Raw genomic sequence first — 13,917 nt, 5'->3', positions numbered from 1 at the left:
GCGAACTTTGTAGTTCGCGTCCCCGCGCCATCTGAGTTCGTCCACTGTCGCGGGGACGCGAACTACAAAGTTCGCGCTACATACACGCCGGAACCGCGCTAGCTTACGGTGGGCGGGCTGGGGTTGGTGATGGGCGCACCGCCCGACAACTGGCTCACCATGTCGTCAAGGATGGATTTGCTGTAGCCAATGCGGTTGGCGTACTCCATGCATAGGCCGTACTCGCGGGCGTCTATCTGGCCATCCTGCAGCATCATTTGCACCAGCGTTTGCAGCTCCAGGGTGCGCTGGATTCCTTCAGATGGCACGATGAAGCTGAGCACGCCCAGGTTGTCGGCAATCGGCATTACCTGGTCGGCGGTCAGGCCCAGTTTGGTACCAATTTGGAGCAAAAAGTCTCCTTCGTCCTTGCTCAAGTCGCCATCAGCGGCGGCTATCAAAACCAGGTTCTGGAAGAAGCCCAGCTTCTTCTGTGGGGTATTTAGTACGTCTTCGAGTGAATGAGCCTCTTGCATCTTCTTGGGTGGGTAAGTCAGTGAGAAAAGCGCCTTAGAAAGGCGGCTTCTTTGAACGGCGCCTCACCCGGAAGGTTATTGCCCGGCAAACTGGAATCTTGCGGGGCTGCTGGTATGGCCCCATTGCGTGTGCAAGAGTGAAGACTACTTATAAAGCCGGTTATCGAGCAGGCCATTCACGTAAAACTGCACGCAGGCCCGCAGCTCATCGCCGTATTTCTGCACCAGGGCGGGGTCTGGGTTAGCCACTGGCTGGTTCGGGATGAAATACGGCTGGTAGGGGTAAAGCTTCACTGTGTTGTCTCCTTTTAGCTCGGTCACGAAATCGGAGTGCACCAGGAAATAGGAATCGTCGTCGTGGAACAAGGCCCGCCCCGGACTGGCCGCATCAAACACCGAAGCGCCGAAGGGCAGCAGCGCCTTCTGCTCGGTGTGCAGGCCCAGCACGTCCAGCACCGACGCCGGAATGTCGGCTTGTTGGGTGATGCGCGTTGGGTTGGCCGTGGGCAGCGCGTGGCCCGGGCTAAACAGCAGCAGCGGCGTTTTGTGGTCGCCCAGGGAGTTGTAGTAGTTTGGCCGGTCAGTTTGCGAGGTGTGGTCGCCGGTGAGCACAAATAGCGTGTTGCTGAACCAAGGTGCCTGGCGGGCGGCCTGGAAGAAACGCCGCAGCGCAAAATCGGAATAGGCAATGGTGGGGTGAATGGGCAGCGTGCCCTTCGGGAACTTGCCCTTGTATTGGGCCGGTATCGTGAACGGGTCGTGGGCGCTCAGCGTGAATAGCGTAGCAAAAAAAGGTTGTTTGGTGGTGCCCAATTGCTGGTTGAAGTATTGCAGGTAGGGTTCGTCGAAAATCCCCCAGTGCCCGTCATAGTCGGGGCTAGCCGCGCCGCCAGGGTATTCATTTAGGCCATAGTAGCGCTGCATGCCCGCAATGCCGGAAAAAATATCGAAGCCCATGGTGCCGTTGGCCCCGGCGTGGTAAATGGCCGTGGTGTAGCCGTGGCGCCCCAGCATGTCGCCCAGCCCGTGCAGCTCCGCCGTCTGGAAGCTGGACGTGATGAAGGGCTCCTCCATCAGCGAAGGCAGGCCGGCGAGCACCGCCGGCAGCGCCTCAATGGAGCGGCGGCCGTTGGCATAGTTGGCCCGCATAAGCAACGACCCAGGCGCCGTGGCCAACGAATCAAAAAATGGCGTGTAGCCGCCCTGGCCGCCGTTGTCGACACCGGTATATTCCGAGGCCAGGCTTTCGAGCAGCAGCACCACCACGTTGAGCGGGACTGCCGGAGCTGGCCGCTGCGCCAGCGGCACCGCCCCCAGGTTGGCTAGCACGGCCGCATCGGTGGGGAAGTAGTTTTTGCGCTCCACCTTGGCTTCGTCCAACGATTTGAGCACGGTGAAGGTGCTGTTCAGGGCCAAGTGGCCCAGCACGGCGGGCTGCTGGTCAAACGCCGCACCGGTGCGCAGCGGCTTTAGCTGCCAGCCCCCGCGCAGGCCCAGCACCACCAAGCCCACCAGCAGGATAATCTCGATGCCGCGCAGCACCCATTGCTTGCGGGTTGCCGCGGCCCGTTCCTCGGCCGGGGTGGGCATGGGGCAGAGCCGCCACAGCAAGTACACCATGCCCCCCAGCGGAATTAGCAAGTACCAATAGTGCTCCACAATCTGGCCCGACTGCCGCGCAATGTCGCCCCCTACCGTCGTGAACTCGTTGCTCAGGCGCCGGCCAATAAACTTGAAGTATTCCCAATCGATAACGTTGAGCAGGAAACCGGGAAAGTTGACCAGCACAAAGAGCCAGCGCAGCCCCCGTTGCCCACGCCGCGCCGATACCGGTATTACCACCGAAAGCAGCACCAGCAGCAGGTTGAGCCACAGCAGGGCCGCAATATCAAAGCGCAGCCCGTGCACAAACGCCAGGAGCACCGCGCCGGCATCTATGCCTCCGAATGTGCTGAAGTTGAGCAAGTAAAAGCCCAGCCGCAACAGCGTGTACACCCCCAGCAGCAAGGCAAATCGACGCATCAACAGACGGATGGCAGGCGAAGGAAGCATCAATTGAGAATTAATAATTGGCAATTAATAACTGATGTTATGCATTGGGTGAAGTACCACCAAAGGTGTAGCGCTACTGCCCACTGCTTAACCGCAATCAAGAATTTAAAGAACATGCTCAACACATAAAGGCCTTCCCAACTGATAGTTGAGAAGGCCCTCTTAATTAATGACTGTTAGTCAATCTAAACAGCGGCCAGTTCGAGCACGGTTTCAACGTTCACGAGGGGCAGGCCCCATGCGTCGGCTACGCCTTTGTACACTACTTCGCCGTGCACCACGTTCAGGCCGAGGCGCAGGGCCTCGTCGCGGCGGCAGGCTTCCTGCCAGCCTTGGTTGGCCAGTTTCACGGCGTAGGGCAGGGTGGCGTTAGTCAGGGCCAGGGTGCTGGTGTAGGGCACCGCGCCGGGCATGTTGGCTACGCAGTAGTGCACCACGTCGTCGATGATGAAGGTCGGGTTTTCGTGGGTGGTGGGGTGGCAGGTTTCGATGCAACCGCCTTGGTCCACGGCCACGTCAACTACCACCGTGCCGGGACGCATGCTCTTCAGCATGTCGCGGGTGATGAGGTGCGGCGCCTTGGCACCGGGAATCAACACCGCGCCCACAATCAGGTCGGAAGTTTTGATGGCTTCGCGGATGTTGTACTCGTTCGAGTACTGCGTCACCACGTTTTTGGGCATGAAGTCGTCGAGCTCGCGCAAGCGGTTCAGGCTGATGTCCATGATGGTAACCTGCGCGCCGAGGCCTGCAGCTACTTTGGCAGCCTGCGTGCCTACTACGCCGCCGCCCAGTACCAGCACGTTGGCCGGCTTCACACCAGGTACGCCGCCCAGCAGAATGCCGCGGCCTTTCAGGGGCTTCTCCAGGTACTTGGCACCTTCCTGCGGAGCCATGCGGCCAGCTACTTCGCTCATCGGAATGAGCAGGGGCAGGGCGCGGTTGCTGAGCTCCACGGTCTCGTAAGCGAGGCAGATGGCCTTGCGCTCAATCATGGCGTGGGTCAGCTCTTCGCCGCTGGCGAAGTGGAAGTAGGTGAAGAGCAGCTGATTTTCTTTGATGAGGGGATACTCTTCGGCAATAGGCTCTTTAACCTTAATAATCATCTCGGCCTGCTCATACACATCGGCGATGGTGGGGAGCATGGTAGCGCCGGCCGTGGTGTACTCGTCGTCGGAAAAGCCGCTGCCTTCGCCGGCGGTATTTTGCACGAGGAGTGTGTGGCCGTGCTTGCGCAATTCGGCGACGCCGGCGGGCGTGAGGCCCACGCGGTTTTCATTGTTTTTAATTTCCTTAGGAACGCCGATTATCATGAGCGGAGTGGTGGGAGTGAAGGTTGAGGCTGAGGTGAGAATTCGTGGCGTAAAGATAAGGGGCCGCCGCCCCTCAGGCATTGCAAAATACTTTGGCATTGCGCCGCCACGCCTAAACCACCCCGCAAGGATTAGCGTTCGGCTAACAGCCCGGCCATATCCAGCGCCCGGGTATACATCTGCACGCTGCCATCGGGGGCGATGGGCCACTGGGCCTGCGGCCGGTCCCAGTACAATTCCACACCGTTGCCGTCGGGGTCGTCCAAATAAATGGCTTCCGAAACGCCGTGGTCAGCCGAGCCCGTGATGGGGTAGTTGGCCGCCGCCAGTTGTCGGAGGGCCTGGGCTAAATCGGCCCGCGTGGGGTAGAGAATGGCCGTGTGGTAGAGCCCTGCGCCGTGCTTGCGAGCAGGCGGGCCGCCGAGGCTGTTCCAGGTATTCAAACCAATGTGGTGGTGGTAGCCACCCGCCGAAATAAAAGCCGCTTGGTTGCCAAAGCGCTGCATGACTTTAAAGCCCAAAATGTCGCGGTAAAACGCCAGGGATTTCTCCAGGTCCGTGACCTGCAGGTGGATGTGGCCAATGCGCGTTTGGGCGGGCACTTCATAATCAGGGCCTGCGTGCTGAGGCGGGTGCGAGGCTGCGTCTTCCATATGAACAGTGGGTAAAGTAGTTAGAGAACGGGGTGTGAGGTAGCAACTTTTAAATTCACCAGATTTTTGAAAAAACTGGCCGTGGTCTGTTTCGTTGAGGGGGTAAGGCTTCTACAGCTTACCCAAGAAAAAAGGTCTCACCTAAATGGCAAGACCTTCGTTCGTTCAACAAAAAAAACGTGAATACAAAGACCGTTTTTTCTGTAATGTTCTACAGGACTAGAGATTACTGCGCCGCCTCAAAGATTAGCCTCGGTTTCGCTGCTTGGGCGTCGTAGAGAAACAGTTTGTTACCTTCTAATTCGTACCGGGCAGTCTGAGCCAGCGCCGATAAATAGCGGTTGGACAGGAAAGGACTGGCGCAGCTGCTCTGCATGGTGCCCATCTGAGAAAGCGAGAGCTGTTTGGTAGCAGTAGTCAACGCAAAACGAGCCGAGATGGCATCACAGGCCGCCAAGCCCACTGCGCGGTTGTCGATGCGTTTGAGTTGGATGTAGGAATCGTAGTCGTAGCTAAAGCTGGAAACCATGACCGGCGTCTCGTCCACTTGTTTCAGCATCCAGCGCGTTTCCAGCAGTTCGTACTGGGGCTTTGCCTCGTTTGCCGCTTTGCCACAGCCACCGAGAGCGGCAGCCATGCCCAAACCCAGGATGGCACACAAACTATAGGTTCTCATCCGCTTTAGGGTCAGAAAAGCCATGGGTAAAAAGGAGTTGGGCTCCAGGTCTCCTTACTTAAACGGAACGGCCGTGCTGCTTTCCTTCACCATACTGTTACCGCTAAGGTCGCGCACTATGTTAGCCTTCAGCGTGATTTTTGCGTCGCCGCTCAGGTCGTTTGAGGAGATGGTTACGGCGTCGCTCATCTGGCCCAGCTGGCGCTGGCTGTAAATGAGGTCGACGGTGGCGCTTTGGCCCGGCGCAATGGGTGTAGGAGGCGTCTTGTAGCCTACGCAGTAACAGCCCGAGGTGAGTGAGCCCAGCACCAGCGGCGTCTTGCCAGTGTTCTTTACGGTGAAGCGGGCGGTGGGCTGCTGGCCGGCTTCCATCTTGCCGAAGTCGTGGGTGGTTTTGTCTACCACCATGCGCGGCGACTGCGCCAGCTGAGCGGCCGTCAGCGTGGGCTTGATTTCGTCTTTGGTCAGCACCGAGCCTTTGATGGTGAGCACCTTGCTGGGCTCGGTGGCGTTGCTGGTTACGGTCACGGTTTTGTTGAACACGCCGGGTCGGCCGGCGCTGCTGTACATGGCCTTGATGATGCCGGTTTTGCCGGGCAGCACGGGCGTCTTGGTCCAGTCGGGGGTGGTGCAGCCGCAGCTGGCCTGCACGTTGGCAATGACCACGGGCTGGTTGCCGGTATTTTTAAATTTGAATTCGTGGGTCGCCATTGTGCCCTCGGGCACATTGCCGAAGTCGTGGTTGTCGGATTCAAATTGCATCACGCCCTGAGCGTGTGCGCTGATGCCAAGTGCCAGCAGGCAGAGGGTAAGTAACTGTTTCATAATCTTGCGAGTTGAACTGATAACCCAGGCGTGCACAGCTTCGTGCCCCTTAATTACGTTTAACAATAAAAGCGGCCGAATGATAATGGCCCTGCTCGCGAGTGTCCGACTGGCCAGGGCATTAGCCCCCAAATATACGCCGAAACCCCTCGCCCAAATCCCGCGCACGGCCTACCCGCTCCCGATTCCGTATTTTTGCACCGCGGCCCTGCCGCATCGTCCTTCCTGTTTTATCCCACCCTTCCCTTTTGTTTACTATGCCCGCTGCCGAAACCGCTGTGCCCGCGCTATCCACACCCCTTTCCAAAGTCGATTTCCTCGATGACTACCGCTTGGCTTGGGAAAGCCGCCTGGCGTCCTTAGCTGGCCGCAAGGAAGTATTTATGGGCAAAGCCAAGTTCGGCATCTTCGGCGATGGCAAAGAGGTGCCGCAGCTGGCTATGGCCCGCGCCTTCCAAAACGGAGATTTCCGCTCGGGCTACTACCGCGACCAGACCTTCATGGTGGCCATCGGCCAGCTCACCTGGCAGCAGTACTTCGCCCAGCTCTACGCCAACCCCGATGCCGAAGCCGAGCCCGCTACCGCCGGCCGCGCCATGAACGGCCACTTCGCCACGCGCATGCTCGACGAAGACGGCAACCTCATCGACCTCACCCAAACCAAAAACTCCTCGGCCGACGTGTCGCCCACCGGCTCGCAGATGCCGCGCCTGCTGGGCATGGCCTACGCCTCAAAGCTGTTCCGCCAAAACCCCGAGCTGCATTCGCTCACCACGCTGTCGAACAACGGCAACGAGGTGGCTTTCGGCACCATTGGCAACGCGAGCACCTCGGAGGGCATGTTCTTCGAGACCCTCAATGCCGCTGGCGTGCTGCAAGTGCCCATGCTGGTGAGCGTGTGGGACGACCACTACGGCATCTCAGTACCCGCCGAATACCAGACCACCAAGCAGAGCATTTCGGAAATCATGTCCGGCCTGCAGCGCGAGGGCGAAGGCCTGCAAGGCTTCGAGATTTTTGTGGTGCGCGGCTGGGACTACCCGAGCCTAGTAGACACCTACCAGCGGGCCGCCGCCATGTGCCGCGAGCAGCACGTGCCCGTGCTCATCCACGTCACCGAGCTCACGCAGCCCCAGGGCCACAGCACCAGCGGTTCGCACGAGCGCTACAAGAGCAAAGACCGGCTGAGCTGGGAGGAAGCCCACGACTGCCTGCATAAGCTGCGCGAGTGGCTGCTGGCCGAAGGCCACGCCTCCGAAGGCGAGCTCGACGAAATTGAGAAAACCGCCGCCGCCACCATCAAGACGGCCCGCACCGCGGCTTGGTCGGCTTTCTTCGATGCCATCAAAGCCGAGCGCGACGAAGCCGTGGTCTTGCTAGACAAGCTGGTGGCTGATACCGGCACCGAAAATACCCTGCACGAAATGGTGGGGCAGCTGAAAGCAAACCCCACGCCCATTCGGGCCGACATTGTGAGGACCATGCGCCGCGCCCTGCGCCACGTGCGCAACGAGAAGCGCAGCGCCGGCCGCCGCGCCGTGCAGCGCCACCTAGAGCAGCTGCTGGCCGAAAACGCTGACCGCTACAACTCCAACCTCTTCAGCCAAAGCGAACTCGCCGTTGGCAACATCGAAGAAGTGCCCGCCACCTTCGCAGCCGATGCTCCGCAGGTTGACGCCCGCGAAGTGCTGCAGGCCTGCTTCGATGCCAATTTCCAGCGCGACCCCAGCATCTTCGCCATCGGCGAAGACGTGGGCAAGATTGGCGACGTGAACCAGGCCTTCGCTGGCCTGCAGGACAAGTTTGGCGAGCTGCGCGTGACTGATACCGGCATCCGCGAGTGCACCATTGTGGGGCAGGGGATAGGCGCCGCCCTCCGTGGCCTGCGCCCCATCACTGAAATACAGTACCTCGACTACCTGCTCTACGCCGTTCAGATACTGAGCGACGACCTGGCTTGCCTGCAGTACCGCACCAAGGGCGGCCAAAAGGCTCCGCTGATTGTGCGCACCCGCGGCCACCGCCTCGAAGGCATCTGGCACTCGGGCTCGCCCATGGGTATGATTCTGAGCAGTCTCCGCGGCATGCATGTGTGCGTGCCCCGCAACATGACCCAGGCCGCTGGCTTCTATAATACCCTATTGCGCAGCGACGAGCCCGCCTTGGTGGTGGAATGCCTGAACGGCTACCGCCTGAAGGAGCGGATTCCGAGCAACGTGGGCGAATTCACCCTGCCGCTGGGCCGCCCCGAAGTGCTACAGGCCGGCACCGATGTAACGGTGGTAACCTACGGCTCGATGTGCCGCATTGTGATGGAAGCTGCCAAACAGCTGGCCGAAGTTGGCATTTCGGTGGAAGTCATCGACGTGCAAACCCTGCTGCCCTTCGATACCGACCACCTGATTGTGGACAGCGTGCAGAAAACCAACCGCGTGCTATTTGCCGATGAGGACGTGCCCGGCGGCGGTACTGCTTTCATGATGCAGCACGTGCTCGACGAGCAGCAGGCCTACCGCTTCCTCGATGCGCAGCCACTCTGCCTCTCGGCACAGCCCCACCGCCCGGCTTACAGCTCCGACGGCGACTACTTCAGCAAGCCCAATACCGAAGACGTGTTCGACACGATATACGAGCTGATGAGCGAGGCTGAGCCCGAGCGTTTCCCCGAAATCTATTAAGGCAAGTAAAATGCTGGGCCGGTACTACTGGCCCAGCGTTACTTCGCTGGTGGTGACCTTGTTGCTCTGGTGCAAAGCGCGGTCCATGATGCTAATTTCAGCCCGAAAGACCTGACCCGATTTAAAGATTACCCCATCAAGGGAGATGGGCAGCTTGTAGCGTAGCGTGCCCCGGATGGGGCCGGGCTTCGCATCGGGGTTGAGGTTTTTTTCGAGGCGGGGATATGTTCCGTCGTACTCGCCCGGAACACCGCCCGGATTGTAAGCCACAAACCGGCCATTGCTCTCCTGCAAATAAAGCTGAATGAAGTAGTTGTAGCTGAAACCGCGTCCGCTGGGGCCGCCCGTTCGGCTGTTGTAGGGAGCATTCCTGATATCATTGGACGATAAGCCCAGGTCGCCGTCGCCATCCTTGTAGTTCACGGCAAACTTGAGGGTATCGGTCGCCAGGTTGCCTCCCCCGGGACGGTTGCGCCCTACTGTAAGTTCATTGAACTCAATTTCGGGCACAATGTCATAATCAGGTGCACTGATGCAGCCATTGAGGCCCGCGGCGGTTAAGCAAACAAGGGCAGTCGCGCTCAGGGGACGAAACAGGTTCATACGTACAGGAAGTGAGAAGTCAGAAGCACAACGGCCTAAGTGGGCCTAAAGTACATTTTTTCCAACGAATAGCAGGCTCGGTTGGTTCTACTTGCTTTACTAACTACGCCGCCCGGCCATGAGTTTTCGTTCCGATTTTCTGCAGCAGCTGCCGCACCTAACAGCAGCCACTTTTGAGGCGGCAGCGCTGGCCTTGTTTCGCCACCAGGCAATTCATTGTCCGCCCTACGCCGAGTACCTGGCCACGCTAGGTCGTACCCGACAGGGCCGCACCCAGTTGGGCAGTATTCCTACCGTGTCCCGCTTGGTCGATATTCCGTTTCTGCCCATAGAGTTTTTCAAGTCCCACGAGGTACGCACCGAGCCGCCGGAGTGGGCGCCGGAGGAGGAGTTTCTCAGCAGTGGAACCACGCTGCAGCAGCGCAGCCGCCACCTGGTGCGCGACCCGGCGCTGTACCGCGAAAACGCGGCCCGCATTTTTGAGCACTCCTACGGGCCGCTCACTGGCTGGACGTTTTTAGCCCTGCTGCCCTCGTACCTGGAGCAGGGGCAGTCGTCGTTGGTGGCCATGGTCGACTATTTTGCCCAGCAATCGGGCCAGACGCAGCCAGCTTTTTTCTTGCACGACCACGCCGCGCTGCGCGCAGCCCTGCGCCGAGCCAAGCAAGAGCCAAACCGCCGCGTGATGCTCATTGGCGTGAGCTATGCCCTGCTGGACTTCGCGGCCGCCACTGGGCCCGCGCCCGAGCTGCAGGGCCTCACCGTGCTCGAAACCGGTGGCATGAAGGGCCGCCGCCGCGAAATGATTCGCGAGGAGCTGCATCAGGAATTACAGCTAGCCTTTGGGCCAGCCGGCATTCACTCCGAGTATGGCATGACGGAGCTGCTCAGCCAGGCCTATTCCCTGGGCGATGGCCGATTCCATTGCCCCGCCCCGCTGCGCGTGCTCCTGCGCGAGCCCTCCGACCCCTTCTCCGTGGCAGATTACCGGCCCGATGGTGCCATCAACGTCATCGACTTGGCCAACGTCGATTCCTGCGCTTTCATCGAAACCAAAGACCTGGCCCGCATGCACCCAGATGGTGGGTTCGAGGTGCTGGGGCGCATGGATAATTCGGATGTGCGCGGGTGTAATCAGCTGGTGTAGCTAACGAGCTGTCATTGCGAGCACAGCGAAGCAATCCGTCTTGTAAAAACCAGACATTTTCTTAAGCGACAAGCCCTACCGGGTACAACCCCGGCACTGCGCAGTGCCGGGGTTGTACCCGGTAGGGCTTTGTCACATTATTAGGTTGGTCGCTGAGAGCAGGACGGATTGCTTCGCTCCGCTCGCAATGACAGGATGAATTACTTCCCCGCAAACGCCTTCGCGTCGCCTTCCGAAATGGTGTCGTCGCTCATTATCACCAAGCGCTCCACCACGTTGCGCAACTCGCGGATATTGCCGCGCCAGTCCAGCCCTTTGAGGTACTGTAAGGCCACCGCATCTATCTTCTTGGGTTTGTTGCCGTAGTCGGCGGCGATGTCGTTGAGGAACTTCTGAATCAGGTCGGGGATGTCTTCGCGGCGGTCGTTGAGGGGCGGCACCTGAATCAGAATAACCGAGAGGCGGTGGTAGAGGTCTTCGCGGAAATTCTTGTCGGCGATTTCCTGCATCAGGTCTTTGTTGGTAGCGGCGAGCACGCGCACATTCACCGAAATCTCTTTTTCGCCGCCCACGCGGGTGATTTTGCTTTCCTGAAGCGCGCGCAGCACTTTGGCTTGGGCCGAAAGGCTCATGTCGCCGATTTCGTCGAGGAAGAGCGTGCCGCCGTCGGCTTGCTCGAACTTGCCGATGCGCTGCTTCACGGCAGAGGTGAACGAGCCTTTTTCATGCCCGAAAAGCTCACTCTCAATCAGCTCCGAGGGGATGGCGGCGCAGTTTACTTCCACCATGGGGCCCTGGGCGCGCTGGCTGAGCTCGTGCAGCTGGCGGGCCACCATCTCCTTACCGGCACCGTTGGGACCGGTGATGAGTACGCGGGCGTCGGTAGGGGCCACCTTTTCTATGGCCTTGCGTACGGCACCTAGTGCCGACGATGCGCCCACCATCTCGGAGCCTTTGGCTACGGATAGCTTCTTTTTGAGCGTTTTGGTTTCGGTCACCAGCTTGGTGCGGTCGAGGGCGTTGCGCACGGTTACCAGCAGGCGATTGAGGTCTGGCGGCTTGGAGAGGAAGTCGTAGGCGCCTTTTTTGGTGGCTTCCACGGCGGTGTCGATGCTGCCGTGGGCCGATACCATGATGAACGCGGCGTCGGTGCCCATAGCCTGGGCGCGGGTCAGGACTTCGAGGCCGTCCATTTTCGGCATTTTGATGTCGCAGAGTACTACGTCGTATTTCTGCTGAATGAGCATGTCGAGGCCGGCCGGGCCGTCTTCGGCCTGGTCGACGGTGTAGTTTTCAAACTCAAGTATTTCTTTGAGCGTGTGCCGGATGGCACGTTCGTCGTCGATAATGAGGATGCGGGGCATGGAAACGGGCTTGGTGAGTCGAGGCCGAAAGTAACGAAAAGCAACGCGACCGTAGCGGTTTCTCGCAATTCGCGAACGCAAAACGTGGCGGCAATTACGCTTTAGCCGTATTGAGCCCTGCACGGGAATAATCCTTTCCGGAGGCTTCTATCTTCGCTAAAGCGCCGGCCATGGCCATGGGTAAAGCCTTGTTTCGGCTCTTTCTGAAAACCATCGCGCGGCTACGCTTGTCCCAGTAAAAAATTTAGCTGATTCGACTTACTACATGAAAAGTACCCTCTCTCGATACTTGCTTCTGTCAACGGCCCTGGCCGGAAGCATAACCTTGCTGGCTCTCAAAGCTGAAGACAAAGTGGTGGCCGATGCCGACAACGCCGGGCTGAAGCTGCCCGCTGGCTTTGGCGCGCTGGTGGCTGCCGAAACCGGCGGCCGCGCCCGGCACATCACCGTGACGCCCCAGGGCCTGATTTACGTGAAGCTGAACCGGCCCAACGCCGCCGGCAAAGGCATCCTGATGCTGCGCCCCACCGCCAACGGCAAAGCCGAAGTAGCGGGGGCAATCGGCAGCTACGGCGGCACGGGCATCTACAGCACTGCGGATTACCTGTACGCGTCCTCCGATGAAGACGTGTACCGCTACAAGCTCAACAGCAAGGGCGAGGTGGCGAATCCGGCGCAGTCCGAAAAAATCGTGTCGGGCCTTATCAACCGTCGCCAGCATGAGAGCAAGTCCATTACCTTGGACAAAGAGGGCAACATCTACGTTAACATCGGCGCCTACGCCAATGCCTGTCAAGTGAACGACCGCCAGAAAGGCTCCAAGGGCAGACCCGACTGCCCCATTCTGGATTCGGCCGGCGGCATCTGGCAGTTCCGGGCCGACAAGCTAAACCAGCGCTACGCTAACGGCACACGTTACGCCACCGGCCTGCGCAACGTAGTTGGCCTCGACTGGAACGCCCAGGCCAATCAGCTGTTTGTGATGCAGCACGGCCGCGACCAACTCAGCGATAATTGGCCCGAGCTGTTCACCACCAAGCAGTCGGCCGAGCTGCCCGCCGAGTGCATGTACGCCCTCAAAAAAGGCGACAACGCCGGCTGGCCCTACCTCTACTACGACCCCGCGCAGCGCAAGAAAATGCAGAACCCCGAGTACGGCGGCGATGGCAAGAAAGAAGCAACGGGCAACTACCTGGAGCCCGCCGCTGCCTACCCGGCCCACACCGCTCCCAACGCGCTGCTGTTCTACACGGGCACCATGTTCCCCGAGAAGTACCGCAACGGCGCGTTCATCGCCTTCCACGGCTCCTGGAACCGCGCCCCCGAGCCGCAAAAGGGTTACTATGTAGTGTTTCAGCCGTTCAAGGATGGCAAGCCTTTTGGTGACTACGAGGTGTTTGCCGACAACTTTGCGGGCTCGCCTGAGAAGGCCGCCGCTGGCCGCCCCGACCACAAGCCCTGCGGCCTGGCCCAGGGCACCGATGGCTCGCTCTACGTGTCTGATGACAAGAAAGGCACGATTTATCGCATTGTCTACGCTAAGAAGTAACCAGTTTTAATGAAGCAGTTTCTCATCCTCTTGGGGGCCCTGGCTTGGTTTATCGAGCCGGCCGCTGCCCAAAAGAAACCCGCGCCCAAAGCCAAATCAACCACCCCGGCTAAAGCCTCGGCAGCGGCCAAGCCCGCGGCGGCGCTGTCACCCGCCGCGCTGGCTCCCGGCAAAGCGGTCTACAGCCAATACTGCCTCACCTGCCACCAAGCCGATGGCGGGGGAGTAGACCGCATGAACGCTCCCCTCAACCAAACTTCTTGGGTGCTGGGCGAAAAACCCCGCTTGGTAAAAGTGCTGCTCAATGGTATGCAAGGTGTCGAAATCGATGGCGAACAGTACGCTAACGTAATGCCCGCTTTCGACTACCTCACCGACCAGCAGATTGCCGACGTGCTGACTTATGTGCGCAACAGCTTTGGCAACAAGGCCAGCGCTGTGAGTAGCGCTGAAGTGAAGGCTGTGCGGGCGACGAATAAAAAATAGAACAGTCGGAAGACCACAATAAAAAACGGCCGCCCTTGCAAGGGCGGCCGTTTTTT

The 13,917-nt window shown here is 59.5% G+C and carries 12 protein-coding genes; 4 read left to right on the top strand and 8 right to left on the bottom strand.

All coding sequences use genetic code 11. From position 1 onward, the window contains the following. Nucleotides 1-98: 98 nt before the first annotated feature. The 6 genes from BMZ66_RS05170 to BMZ66_RS05145 all read right to left on the bottom strand — a co-directional run bounded on the left by BMZ66_RS05170 (nucleotide 99) and on the right by BMZ66_RS05145 (nucleotide 6,034). Nucleotides 99-515, bottom strand: coding sequence for a tellurite resistance TerB family protein (locus BMZ66_RS05170; RefSeq protein ID WP_092669667.1), 417 nt, complete (start codon nucleotides 513-515; stop codon nucleotides 99-101). Nucleotides 516-659: 144 nt separating this feature from the next. Beyond that, complete coding sequence (locus BMZ66_RS05165; protein WP_092669665.1) at nucleotides 660-2,567, bottom strand: LTA synthase family protein; 1,908 nt, start codon at nucleotides 2,565-2,567, stop codon at nucleotides 660-662. Nucleotides 2,568-2,752: 185 nt separating this feature from the next. Then, nucleotides 2,753-3,880, bottom strand: coding sequence for an alanine dehydrogenase (gene ald / locus BMZ66_RS05160; RefSeq protein WP_092669663.1), 1,128 nt, complete (start codon nucleotides 3,878-3,880; stop codon nucleotides 2,753-2,755). Between the two features lie 131 nt (nucleotides 3,881-4,011). Further along, nucleotides 4,012-4,533, bottom strand: a complete 522-nt coding sequence (locus BMZ66_RS05155; protein ID WP_092669661.1) for a VOC family protein — start codon at nucleotides 4,531-4,533, stop codon at nucleotides 4,012-4,014. Between the two features lie 226 nt (nucleotides 4,534-4,759). Next, nucleotides 4,760-5,233 carry an META domain-containing protein gene (locus tag BMZ66_RS05150; protein ID WP_092669659.1) on the bottom strand — a complete coding sequence of 158 codons (474 nt, stop codon included), beginning with the start codon at nucleotides 5,231-5,233 and terminating at the stop codon, nucleotides 4,760-4,762. A gap of 30 nt (nucleotides 5,234-5,263) precedes the next feature. Then, entirely contained in the window at nucleotides 5,264-6,034 is a 771-nt protein-coding gene (locus BMZ66_RS05145) for a DUF1573 domain-containing protein (protein ID WP_092669657.1), read from the bottom strand. Nucleotides 6,035-6,291: 257 nt separating this feature from the next. Between BMZ66_RS05145 and BMZ66_RS05140 the strand changes: the two genes are divergently transcribed. Then, a complete protein-coding gene (locus tag BMZ66_RS05140) occupies nucleotides 6,292-8,712 on the top strand; it encodes an alpha-ketoacid dehydrogenase subunit alpha/beta (protein ID WP_092669655.1) in 2,421 nt (806 codons plus the stop codon). A 24-nt stretch (nucleotides 8,713-8,736) separates the two neighbouring features. Here BMZ66_RS05140 and BMZ66_RS05135 read toward each other — a convergent pair whose 3' ends face one another. Then, entirely contained in the window at nucleotides 8,737-9,315 is a 579-nt protein-coding gene (locus BMZ66_RS05135) for a hypothetical protein (RefSeq protein WP_092669653.1), read from the bottom strand. Between the two features lie 118 nt (nucleotides 9,316-9,433). Between BMZ66_RS05135 and BMZ66_RS05130 the strand changes: the two genes are divergently transcribed. Beyond that, entirely contained in the window at nucleotides 9,434-10,462 is a 1,029-nt protein-coding gene (locus BMZ66_RS05130) for an acyl transferase (protein ID WP_092669651.1), read from the top strand. Nucleotides 10,463-10,662: 200 nt separating this feature from the next. Here BMZ66_RS05130 and BMZ66_RS05125 read toward each other — a convergent pair whose 3' ends face one another. Further along, on the bottom strand, nucleotides 10,663-11,826 hold the full coding sequence (locus tag BMZ66_RS05125; protein ID WP_092669649.1) for a sigma-54-dependent transcriptional regulator: 1,164 nt from the start codon (nucleotides 11,824-11,826) through the stop codon (nucleotides 10,663-10,665). 265 nt (nucleotides 11,827-12,091) lie between these two features. Between BMZ66_RS05125 and BMZ66_RS05120 the strand changes: the two genes are divergently transcribed. Both BMZ66_RS05120 and BMZ66_RS05115 read left to right on the top strand, forming a co-directional pair. Further along, complete coding sequence (locus BMZ66_RS05120; protein WP_092669647.1) at nucleotides 12,092-13,375, top strand: PQQ-dependent sugar dehydrogenase; 1,284 nt, start codon at nucleotides 12,092-12,094, stop codon at nucleotides 13,373-13,375. A gap of 9 nt (nucleotides 13,376-13,384) precedes the next feature. Then, nucleotides 13,385-13,861 (top strand): c-type cytochrome, encoded by a 477-nt coding sequence (locus BMZ66_RS05115; RefSeq protein WP_092669645.1) that lies wholly within the window; start codon nucleotides 13,385-13,387, stop codon nucleotides 13,859-13,861. Nucleotides 13,862-13,917 lie beyond the last annotated feature (56 nt).

The organism is Hymenobacter arizonensis (assembly GCF_900115775.1).
Classification (GTDB): Bacteria; Bacteroidota; Bacteroidia; order Cytophagales; family Hymenobacteraceae; genus Hymenobacter; species Hymenobacter arizonensis.
Note: the sequence above shows the minus strand (reverse complement) of the source record. Positions and strands in the feature narration are given on the sequence as shown.

Bases quoted from the DNA above. Each gene is read 5' to 3' on its own strand.
- BMZ66_RS05170 (WP_092669667.1), bottom strand. From the start codon at position 515: ATGCAAGAGGCTCATTCACTCGAAGACGTACTAAATACCCCACAGAAG.
- BMZ66_RS05165 (WP_092669665.1), bottom strand. From the start codon at position 2,567: ATGCTTCCTTCGCCTGCCATCCGTCTGTTGATGCGTCGATTTGCCTTG.
- ald (WP_092669663.1), bottom strand. From the start codon at position 3,880: ATGATAATCGGCGTTCCTAAGGAAATTAAAAACAATGAAAACCGCGTG.
- BMZ66_RS05155 (WP_092669661.1), bottom strand. From the start codon at position 4,533: ATGGAAGACGCAGCCTCGCACCCGCCTCAGCACGCAGGCCCTGATTAT.
- BMZ66_RS05150 (WP_092669659.1), bottom strand. From the start codon at position 5,233: ATGGCTTTTCTGACCCTAAAGCGGATGAGAACCTATAGTTTGTGTGCC.
- BMZ66_RS05145 (WP_092669657.1), bottom strand. From the start codon at position 6,034: ATGAAACAGTTACTTACCCTCTGCCTGCTGGCACTTGGCATCAGCGCA.
- BMZ66_RS05140 (WP_092669655.1), top strand. From the start codon at position 6,292: ATGCCCGCTGCCGAAACCGCTGTGCCCGCGCTATCCACACCCCTTTCC.
- BMZ66_RS05135 (WP_092669653.1), bottom strand. From the start codon at position 9,315: ATGAACCTGTTTCGTCCCCTGAGCGCGACTGCCCTTGTTTGCTTAACC.
- BMZ66_RS05130 (WP_092669651.1), top strand. From the start codon at position 9,434: ATGAGTTTTCGTTCCGATTTTCTGCAGCAGCTGCCGCACCTAACAGCA.
- BMZ66_RS05125 (WP_092669649.1), bottom strand. From the start codon at position 11,826: ATGCCCCGCATCCTCATTATCGACGACGAACGTGCCATCCGGCACACG.
- BMZ66_RS05120 (WP_092669647.1), top strand. From the start codon at position 12,092: ATGAAAAGTACCCTCTCTCGATACTTGCTTCTGTCAACGGCCCTGGCC.
- BMZ66_RS05115 (WP_092669645.1), top strand. From the start codon at position 13,385: ATGAAGCAGTTTCTCATCCTCTTGGGGGCCCTGGCTTGGTTTATCGAG.